9 protein-coding genes are annotated in these 9,336 nt (G+C 61.8%); 8 read left to right on the forward strand and 1 reads right to left on the reverse strand.

Annotated elements, in window-relative coordinates:
- The first annotated feature begins 6 nt into the window (after positions 1-6).
- The 3 genes from proP (at position 7) to BMY98_RS04975 (ending at position 2,694) form a co-directional block, all read left to right on the forward strand.
- Positions 7-1,509 (forward strand): glycine betaine/L-proline transporter ProP, encoded by a 1,503-nt coding sequence (gene proP / locus BMY98_RS04965; protein ID WP_074885545.1) that lies wholly within the window; start codon positions 7-9, stop codon positions 1,507-1,509.
- A 172-nt stretch (positions 1,510-1,681) separates the two neighbouring features.
- The gene (locus BMY98_RS04970) at positions 1,682-1,924 is read left to right on the forward strand and encodes a hypothetical protein (protein ID WP_074885548.1); all 243 of its coding nucleotides are present in this window, start codon (positions 1,682-1,684) and stop codon (positions 1,922-1,924) included.
- Between the two features lie 95 nt (positions 1,925-2,019).
- Complete coding sequence (locus tag BMY98_RS04975) at positions 2,020-2,694, forward strand: HAD family hydrolase (RefSeq protein ID WP_074885550.1); 675 nt, start codon at positions 2,020-2,022, stop codon at positions 2,692-2,694.
- Positions 2,695-3,207: 513 nt separating this feature from the next.
- On the opposite strand, the gene BMY98_RS04980 is transcribed toward BMY98_RS04975, so the two are convergent.
- Positions 3,208-4,338: an alkene reductase gene (locus BMY98_RS04980; protein ID WP_074885552.1), complete on the reverse strand. Its 1,131-nt coding sequence runs from the start codon at positions 4,336-4,338 to the stop codon at positions 3,208-3,210.
- A 303-nt stretch (positions 4,339-4,641) separates the two neighbouring features.
- Here BMY98_RS04980 and BMY98_RS04985 point away from each other — a divergent pair, with 303 nt between their 5' ends.
- The 5 genes from BMY98_RS04985 (at position 4,642) to ehuB (ending at position 9,168) form a co-directional block, all read left to right on the forward strand.
- Complete coding sequence (locus BMY98_RS04985) at positions 4,642-4,953, forward strand: cupin domain-containing protein (RefSeq protein WP_074885555.1); 312 nt, start codon at positions 4,642-4,644, stop codon at positions 4,951-4,953.
- 423 nt (positions 4,954-5,376) lie between these two features.
- On the forward strand, positions 5,377-6,231 hold the full coding sequence (locus tag BMY98_RS04990; protein WP_074885558.1) for a sensor histidine kinase: 855 nt from the start codon (positions 5,377-5,379) through the stop codon (positions 6,229-6,231).
- A 223-nt stretch (positions 6,232-6,454) separates the two neighbouring features.
- Positions 6,455-7,429, forward strand: a complete 975-nt coding sequence (locus tag BMY98_RS04995) for a GlxA family transcriptional regulator (RefSeq protein ID WP_074885562.1) — start codon at positions 6,455-6,457, stop codon at positions 7,427-7,429.
- Positions 7,430-7,568: 139 nt separating this feature from the next.
- Entirely contained in the window at positions 7,569-8,090 is a 522-nt protein-coding gene (gene msrA / locus BMY98_RS05000; protein ID WP_074885566.1) for a peptide-methionine (S)-S-oxide reductase MsrA, read from the forward strand.
- Between the two features lie 190 nt (positions 8,091-8,280).
- Positions 8,281-9,168, forward strand: coding sequence for an ectoine/hydroxyectoine ABC transporter substrate-binding protein EhuB (gene ehuB, locus BMY98_RS05005; protein ID WP_074885570.1), 888 nt, complete (start codon positions 8,281-8,283; stop codon positions 9,166-9,168).
- Positions 9,169-9,336 lie beyond the last annotated feature (168 nt).

The following is a 9,336-nucleotide window of genomic DNA, read 5'->3' on the forward strand; positions in this document are numbered from 1 at the left end:
ACTTTTATGAGATCACGCAAGAAAACCGTCAACCCGATCGGGTTGCAAGACATCACTATTGTCGACGATGCCAAGATGAAGAAGGCCATCACGGCCGCTGCCCTGGGCAACGCAATGGAATGGTTCGACTTCGGCGTCTACGGCTTCGTGGCCTACGCACTGGGCAAGATCTTCTTCCCCGGCGCCGACCCCAGCGTGCAGATGATTGCGGCCCTCGCGACCTTTTCCGTGCCCTTCCTGATTCGCCCCATCGGCGGCGTGTTCTTCGGCGCCATCGGCGACAAGTACGGGCGACAGAAAGTCCTCGCCGCCACCATCGTCATCATGTCCCTCAGCACCTTTGCCATCGGGCTGATTCCCTCGTATGAATCGATCGGCATCTGGGCGCCGATCCTTCTGCTGCTGGCGAAAATGGCTCAGGGTTTTTCGGTTGGTGGCGAATACACCGGCGCATCGATCTTCGTGGCTGAATACGCGCCTGACCGCAAACGCGGGTTCCTCGGCAGCTGGCTGGACTTCGGCTCGATCGCCGGGTTCGTGCTCGGTGCCGGCGTCGTGGTGCTCATCTCGTCGGTGGTCGGCGAGGAGAAGTTCCTCGAGTGGGGCTGGCGTCTGCCGTTCTTCCTCGCCCTACCCCTGGGCATGATCGGCCTGTACCTGCGTAACGCGCTGGAGGAAACCCCGGCATTCCAGCAGCACGTTGAAAAACTCGAACAAGGCGACCGCGAAGGCCTGGCCCACGGCCCGAAGGTCTCGTTCAAGGAAGTCGCCACCAAACACTGGCGCAGCCTGCTGACCTGCATCGGCGTGGTTGCGGCGACCAACGTCACGTATTACATGCTGCTGACGTACATGCCCAGCTACCTCTCGCACAACCTGCATTACAGCGAGAACCGCGGCGTACTGATCATCGTGGCCATCATGGTCGGCATGCTGTTCGTGCAGCCGCTGATTGGTTTCCTCAGCGACAAGATCGGCCGTCGCCCCTTCATCATCGCCGGCAGCATCGCCTTGCTGGTGCTGTCGATTCCGGCGTTCAAACTGATCAACAGCGGCCAGCTCGGCTTGATCTTCGCCGGCTTGCTGATGATCGCGGTGATCCTCAACTTCTTCATCGGTGTCATGGCCTCGACCCTGCCGGCGATGTTTCCCACCCACATCCGTTACAGCGCGCTGGCCAGTGCCTTTAACGTGTCGGTGTTGATCGCCGGCCTGACCCCGACCGTGGTCGCCTGGCTGGTGGAAACCACTCAGGACCTGTACATGCCGGCGTACTACCTGATGGTCGTCGCTGTGGTGGGCCTGATCACCGGCCTGACCATGAAGGAAACCGCCAATAAGCCTCTGCGTGGCGCTGCGCCGGCGGCATCGGACCTCAACGAAGCCCGTGAGCTGCTGCAGGAGCATCACGACAACATTGAGCAGAAGATCGAAGACATCGACACGCAGATTGCCGAGTTGCAAGCCAAACGCGAGACATTGGTTCAGCAGCACCCGCGTATAGATTGACAGCCACTTATCCAAACAGATGGCCGCGACAGTATCCCCTGCCGTTCGCGGCCATTTCGGCAAATTTGTCGGAACCGCTGCGTCCCTCTCCCGGTCAGGTCTTGCATGAGCATTCGCCCGCTTCTGTGCAGGCACTGACAGGCGGACAGAGAACTGAAAGGCAGCCTTCCCCATGACCGACATCCTTGATCACTTGCCCCCCGTACTGCGACCGCAAAGCGAAATGATCCTGGCCGACATACGCGCCTCTCGCTCGACCATCGATGTGGTCAAGAACGGCGCTCAGGCCAATGGGTTCGTGCTTGGTCTGCGTTGCTGCGGCGGGATTGACGCGCAGCAGGCCGAGCAGCTTTCCGAGTTCTACGACGCTGTCGTGGCGTCGCGGTTGAAGCGGCTGACACTCGGGTTGTCCTGAGCCGACGTTGTGCAGCTTGCCTGTGCGCCGGGCGCACCCCTTTTTACTTTTTAGCCATTGTCAGCGGATGACAGGTTGACCAACGGAGCCACACCATGCGATCCAATACTTCCTTTCTTTTCGACCTCGACGGCACCTTGACCGACAGCGTTTATCAGAACGTGACGGCGTGGAAAGAAGCCCTCGATTCGGAGAACATTCCGCTGGCGATGTGGCGGATCCACCGCAAGATCGGTATGAGCGGCGGCCTGATGCTGAAGATGCTGTCCCGGGAAACCGGGATGGAGATCAGTGAGGCGCAGGCCAAGCGTTTGAGTAAACGGCACGCCGAGGCGTACGAGAGAACACAGGATCAGATCATCGCCTTGCCGGGCGCTGTTGATTTGCTGAAGACACTGGATGACGAGGGCTTTCCCTGGTGCATCGCGACCAGTGGGGAGATGTCGACGGCGAAAATCAATTTGAAGGCGTTGGGGCTGGACCCGAAGAAGATCAATTTGATTACGCGGGATGATGTGAAAAACGGCAAGCCGGACCCGGATTTGTTTGTGACGGCTGCAAAGAGGATTGACGCGAGGATCGAGGATTGTCTGGTGGTCGGTGATGCGATCTGGGACATGTTGGCGGCGCGGCGGTGCAAGGCGACGGGCATCGGGCTGTTGTCCGGAGGGTATGACGTGAGCGAGTTGGAGCGGGCCGGGGCGTTGCGGGTATATGAGGATCCGCTGGCGTTGCTCAACCACCTTGATGAGATCGCTACGCGCGAGTAGCTTTGCAGCTTTTTTTAAGATCAAGATCAAGATCAAGATCAAGATCAAGATCAAGGGCGTCTGCCTGGGGGCAGACTGTTTCGCCTTCGGCGACTGACTTTTGAAAAGCACCAAAAGTAAGCAAAAGTGCCTGCTCCTGGTTTGGCCCTTCCTTCGTCAGGGTTCCTTCACTCCGGTCCCGCTCCGTGGGCCCGCTGCCATCCGCCATCCATGGCGGGGGGCAGCTCTCGCGGCATCCATGCCGCTCGGCCCACTGCGCGAGACCTGCGTTCAGCCTGCACCCAAGTCGCGTTCGGCGGTGACTTGACCTCCTGTGTACGAAAATCAAAGGCACAGCAGACGCTTCCCTTGTAGGACCGGCTTTAGCCGGGAAGGGGCCAGTTCAGGCGCCACTGCATTTTGATCTTCAAACCCTATCCCGCTAACCGCACGCGCTGATCGTTCCCCACGCTCCGCGTGGGAATGCAGGATCTGACGCTCCGCGTCGCCCCAACCAGCTAGGCCGGTCAGCCTTTACTCACCCGCCTTATAAACCGGGTAATCGACATAGCCCACTTCAGTCCCGCCATACAACGTGGCCGGGTCGACAGGGTTGAGGGGCCAGCCGTTGGCGATGCGAGCGGGCAGGTCGGGGTTGGCGATGAAGGGGCGGCCGAAGGCGATGAGGTCGGCGAGGCCGGCGTCAATCAGGCGGTTGCCGCGTTCGGCGGTGTAGCGTCCGGCGTACATGATGCGGCCACTGAAGGCTTCGCGGATGGCTTTACGGAAGGTTTCCGGCAGTTCAGGGGCGTTGTCCCAGTCGGCTTCGGCGATGGAGACGTAGGCGACGCCTGCGTTTTCCAGGACCTTGATGGCTTCGACGTAGGTGTGGTGCGGGTCGCTTTCCACCAGGCCGATGTAGACGCGTTCTTCATCGGTGCTGGCGAACAGTGGCGAGAAGCGCACACCCAGACGGTCCCCGCCTACCGCTTCGGCGACGGCAGTGACGATCTCGCGCAGGAAACGCAGGCGATTTTCCAGCGAGCCGCCGTACTCGTCGTCCCGGTGGTTGGCGTGTTCGGAGATGAACTGGTTGACCAGGTAACCGTTCGCCGCGTGAATTTCCACGCCGTCAAAACCCGCTTCGATGGCATTTTTCGCCGCCTGGGCGTACAGCTTCACCAGCTCGCGGATTTCCTCGACAGTCAGTGCGCGAGGCGTCGGCGGCACCACCAGTTGCCCTGCGCCCGGCGCGGTCTCGATGAATGCTTTGGCGTTGGCCACCGGGATCGCCGAAGGTGCAACCGGTGCTTCGCCGTTGGGCTGCAGCGCGTGGTCGGACACACGGCCCACGTGCCAGAGTTGGGCGAAGATGACGCCCTCTTCCGCGTGCACCGCCTCAGTCACTTTGCGCCAGCCCTCAACCTGCTCGGCGCTGTAGATGCCCGGCGTCCACGCATAACCCTGACCACGCGGCTCGATCTGGGTGCCTTCGGTGATCATGAAACCGGCGGACACACGCTGCTGGTAGTAGGTCGCCATCAGGTCCGAAGCGATATCGCCCGGTTGCAGGCTTCTCTGACGGGTCAATGGCGGGAAAGCGATGCGGTTTTTCAGCACGTGCCGACCCAGCGTGACGTGGGTGAGCAAGGGTTGTGTGGACATGGGTAATACTCCGATCAAGGCATTAAGAGTGGTGACCAGATCAACTGGCGTAGACCAGTCGTCTAGTGAATGGCCGCGAGTCTAAAGCGCACCTGCGGACCCGGCAATGTCAGATCCGCAATGATTCCGGACATCGCCGCACACACAGCCACTTGCAGAATCTTGCGGTTTTGATCCGTCCTGCCCTGGCAACCCGTTGCACTCGGCCATCGCGCGCTTATGATTCCGCGCATCGAACGTCAGGCGCTGGTACCGCAACAACGCGGTTCATCGTCGCCCACCCGCACTTGAGCAGGCACCCCAATGAACATCATCCGCAGCAAAGACTTTACCGGTGACCGCCCTTGGGCCGCGCTGGACATTGCCAACATGAACGGCATCACCACGCGACTGCACTGGACGGATCAGCCTTACAAATGGCACGTCAACGACGGTCAAGAAGTCTTTGTGGTGCTGGACGGGCAAGTGGAGATGCGCTTCAAGCAAGACGGCGTCGAGGAGAAAACCGTGCTGCAGACCGGCGATATTTTCTACGCCTCCATCGGCACGGCCCACGTCGCCCATCCGCTGGGTGAGGCTCGCATTCTGGTGATCGAAAGCGAGGGCAGCGTTTGAGAGAGAAAGCAGCCTGACGCTTTAACTCTGTGGGAGCCGGCTTGCTGGCGAATGCGGCCGTCCAGGCGCTGCAAGGGTGACTGACACACCGCGTTCGCCAGCAAGCCGGCTCCTACGGATTCTGTGTCCTCCACAAAATTTGTGGCTTGCCGAGATCCACTGTAGGAGCGCGCTTGCCCGCGAAGGCGGTGTGTCTGTGACAGATCCATCGCCTGACACACCGCCTTCGCCAGCAAGCCGGTCACTACAGGTTTCGCGCTTGCCCGTCGGCATCGTCGGCCTTCAGTTCACCCCGTGTGGGGGCCCTGACAGACATCAGGGTGTCTGTTTCTGCCAAAGCGTCCTCCCCGCCATTCCCGGTCTGGCACGCTGCGTATACTCAAGCGCGACGCAGCACAGGACGTCGAACCACCGGGGGCCACGATGCTGGACGAACATCAATCTCCTCTCTACACCCGCTTCCCGCAGCCAGCGGAACAACACTGGCCGGATGCGATTCGGCACCCTTCTCTGCCCGCCCTCGGGCACCCGACAGCCTGTCTCGCCAGCGCCTGCCATCAGGACGCCGCCGCGCAAAGCGATTACGCCCACAGCCTTCACGCCCGAAAGATGGCCGAGTTCAGCGCCTCCATCGCCCATGAAATCTGCCAACCCCTGCTGGGCATCGCCGCCAACGCCGCCGCAAGCCTGCGCTGGCTGCAGCGCGACGTACCGGATATCGAAGAAGCCATCGCCGGTCTGACGGACATACGCGCCGGCTGCGAACGTGCCGCCAACATCGTCAAGGCCTTGGGCGCGCTGGCCCGTCAGGCGCCTTTGAAGCTGCAGATCCTCAAGATTGACGACGTCATTCGCGACGCCATTCGGCTCACACAACCTGCGCTCACAGCCCAGGGCGTGCGACTCGACACCGGGCTGTTCGTCGATCAATCCATCGTCGCCGACGCCGTGCAGTTGCAGCAGCTGCTGGTCAACCTCATCACCAATGCCGTGGAAGCCATGGCCGGTGCTGGCCGCGACGCGGCTGTCGTGCGCATCACCTCGTTCACCCTCGATGACGGCGTCGAAGTGTGCATTGAGGACAACGGCCCCGGCATTCCAGCGGAGCGTCGCGAGCAGATCTTCGGCGCGTTTTACACCACCAAGCGCAGCGGACTCGGCGTCGGGCTGGCGATCTGTCGCTCGGTGGTCGACGCGCATCACGGCCGCATCTGGGCACAAGCCTCGGCCAGCGGTGGCGCACGCATTCGCTTTCAGCTGCCGACCTGCTGTTACTGACCCGCTGCCGTCAAGCTGTCCCTCAACCCGCAATCCCGACAACGCGTTGGCCACCCCTGTCCGCTCACCGTCGATAAACAGGGCGCACGGTATCGAACGCCCATTCGCGGGCAAGCGCGCGCCTCGTTCACATTCGTTCGCACAATCCCCTAGAATGCCGCCTGGTTTCAGGCACGTGCCCCCCCTGCGCTGACAGTGGCGGCAACAGAAAGGCGATCAAGGCATGCGCGATACTCCAGGGCAGAAAACAGTGGCGGTGGTGCTGTTCAACGACGTGCTCATGCTCGACGTAACCGGTCCCATGGACGTCTTTTCGATCTCCAATCGACTGCTGGCACCGGAAAAACAGTACCGACTGATCACCGTGGCCGAGCCCCCGCTGCTGATCCGCAGCTCCTGCGGGCTCAAGGTCCAGGCGGACCTGGCGCTGGCCGATCTGCCAGCCGACATCGATCTGCTGCTGGTCCCCGGCGGACCAGGCGCCTACGGCGTCAGCCACCCTCAAATCACTGCCTGGTTGCCCGCCGCCGCTCAGGCCGCCCGGCGTTTCGGCGCGATCTGCACCGGCGCGTTTCTGCTGGGTGACGCCGGCCTGCTCGACGGGCGCCGCTGCACCACCCACTGGAACTACCTCGAACGTCTGTCCCGGCGCTTTCCTGCCTGCCGGGTCGAAAACGAACACATCTACGTCGTCGATCGCAACCTGATCACCTCCGGGGGGATTACCGCCGGGATCGACATGGCGCTGGCCATCGTCGCCGAAGACCACGGCAAAGAGATCGCCCTGGAAGTCGCCAAGGTGCTGCTGGTGGTCATGAAACGTCAGGGCGGCCAGACGCCCTATGGCCCGCTGCTGGCGGCGGTGCCCCGGGATGACAGCGCAATTGCCCGGGTGCAGGCCTACGTCGTCGATCACATCGATGAGGCGTACACCGTGCAGCGCATGGCCGACCTGGCAGCGATGAGTCCGCGCAATTTCGCCCGGGCGTTCCAGCGCGAAGTCAGCCTGACGCCGATGCAGTTTCTGCTCAACGCGCGCATCGATCATTCGCGCAAACTGCTCGAGGGCAGCGACCTGCCCCTCAAGGTCATCGCCAGTCGCTGCGGCTTCGGCAGCGCGCGGCACATGCGCAAGGCGTTCAATGAGCGCATCGGCGTGACGCCCGGCCAATACCGGCAACAGTTCGGCGGCGAGTGAACGAGTGCGCACGTTGATCATCTGATCTTCAAGGCGAGCGTTGCGCCGCACACTCGCAACAAACTCGCAAACACGCTCGCAGACAAGCATTGAACTGCTTGGCTGACACACACCGTTCACTTGCTGGAAGGACTTGCCCATGACTACCCACACCGAAACTGCGCTGCTTGCCGGAGGCTGCTTCTGGGGCATGCAGGACTTGCTGCGCCGCTACCCCGGCGTGCTGTCGACCCGAGTCGGCTACTCCGGTGGCGACGTTGACAACGCCACCTATCGCAACCACGGCACCCACGCCGAAGCCATCGAAATCGTCTTCGATCCCGAGCAGATTTCTTACCGCAAAATACTGGAATTCTTCTTCCAGATTCACGACCCTTCGACTCCGAACCGCCAGGGCAATGACCGCGGCGTGAGCTATCGCTCGGCGATTTTCTACCTCGACGAACAGCAGAAAGCCGTGGCGCTGGACACCGTGGCCGATGTCGATGCGTCGGGACTGTGGCCGGGTAAAGTTGTCACCGAAATCGCCCCGGCCGGCCCGTTCTGGGAAGCCGAGCCCGAGCATCAGGATTACCTGGAGCGCATCCCCAACGGCTACACCTGCCACTTCATTCGCCCGAACTGGACATTGCCAGCGCGGGACAAAGCTACGACCGCCTGATTGAGGTCACTTGAGTGGGGGACCGCGTGCCAGAGCGGTCCCTTACACATCACCGGTTTTTGTCGAAGACCGCCCACGTCCTTTCAACTGCGCATAACCTAATAACCAAACGATATTTATCCGATCCTTTTTGTAACCCTATGATTCGTGGCTTGCGCCTCCTGCGCCTCATCCACGTCACGAGTCAGCCATGCCCTTCCCTCGCACAATCGCTGGAAAATCCCTGTCGTTGTCAGCCGTGCTCGGCTCCGCCCTGTTGCTGAACGCCGTGTTCTCCTTCTCTGCTGTCGCCGGCTTGCTGGAAAAGGGCCGCAGCCAGGGCCTGACCGCGGGCATCGCCAACGAGCAACCCTATGCGTACGTGGGCACCGACGGGAAAATCGTCGGCGCCAACGTCGAAATCCTCCGGGCCATTCTGGAGCCCCTGGGCATCAGCAAGGTTGAACTGCCGATCACCGAGTTCGGTTCGCTGGTGCCGGGCCTCGCGGCGGGTCGTTTCGATCTGATCGGTGCCGGCCTGTTCATCAACCCTGCCCGCTGCAAAGTGATTGGCTATTCCAACCCGGTCACCCGCTCGGGCGGTGCGTTTCTGGTCAAGGCCGGCAACCCGCTGAAGCTGCACAGCCTCAAGGACGTCGCGGCCAACGGCAAGGCACGCCTGGCGACCCAGCCCGGCAGCAATCAGGTGCAGGAAGCCAAGGACAGCGGCATCAGCAACAGCAACGTCGTGCTGTTCGACAAGGACACCGAAGCCCTCGCCGCGCTACAGGCCGATCGCGTCGACGTGGTGTACTTCCCGGATGCCGAGATCATCGGCCTGCTGAAGAAAGCCGAAGGCACGCCGGTTGAACGGGCACTGCCGTTCCAGCAAATCCCGGACGCCGACGGCAAACCGACCTGGAATTACCACGCCTACGGCCTGCCGAAAAACGATCCGGCGTTCACCCAGGCGTTCAACGAGCAACTGGCGAAACTGCGCGCTTCCGGCGACTTGCTGAAGATCCTGCAGAAATACGGCTACACCGAAAACGAACTGCCACCCGCAGACGTCACCGCCGAGCAACGTTGCAACCGCTAATGCCGTTGCCGACGCCGTCGCTGATGCCTGCGCCATTGTAGGACCGGCTTCAGCCGGAAAGGCGTCGGTGGGCACACTGCAAAATTGAGGCGCCAGCACAGGCCTCTTCCCGGCTGAAGCCGGTCCCACTGTGGGATCGCGTGCATTCAGTGGGACCGGCTTTAGCCG

Source organism: Pseudomonas graminis (genome assembly GCF_900111735.1).
In the GTDB taxonomy this organism is placed as follows: domain Bacteria; phylum Pseudomonadota; class Gammaproteobacteria; order Pseudomonadales; family Pseudomonadaceae; genus Aquipseudomonas; species Aquipseudomonas graminis.

Excerpts from the sequence above, each read along its gene's own strand:
- proP (WP_074885545.1), top strand. The coding sequence starts at position 7 with ATGAGATCACGCAAGAAAACCGTCAACCCGATCGGGTTGCAAGACATC.
- BMY98_RS04980 (WP_074885552.1), bottom strand. The coding sequence starts at position 4,338 with ATGTCCACACAACCCTTGCTCACCCACGTCACGCTGGGTCGGCACGTG.
- msrA (WP_074885566.1), top strand. The coding sequence starts at position 7,569 with ATGACTACCCACACCGAAACTGCGCTGCTTGCCGGAGGCTGCTTCTGG.
- BMY98_RS04985 (WP_074885555.1), top strand. The coding sequence starts at position 4,642 with ATGAACATCATCCGCAGCAAAGACTTTACCGGTGACCGCCCTTGGGCC.
- BMY98_RS04970 (WP_074885548.1), top strand. The coding sequence starts at position 1,682 with ATGACCGACATCCTTGATCACTTGCCCCCCGTACTGCGACCGCAAAGC.
- ehuB (WP_074885570.1), top strand. The coding sequence starts at position 8,281 with ATGCCCTTCCCTCGCACAATCGCTGGAAAATCCCTGTCGTTGTCAGCC.
- BMY98_RS04990 (WP_074885558.1), top strand. The coding sequence starts at position 5,377 with ATGCTGGACGAACATCAATCTCCTCTCTACACCCGCTTCCCGCAGCCA.
- BMY98_RS04975 (WP_074885550.1), top strand. The coding sequence starts at position 2,020 with ATGCGATCCAATACTTCCTTTCTTTTCGACCTCGACGGCACCTTGACC.
- BMY98_RS04995 (WP_074885562.1), top strand. The coding sequence starts at position 6,455 with ATGCGCGATACTCCAGGGCAGAAAACAGTGGCGGTGGTGCTGTTCAAC.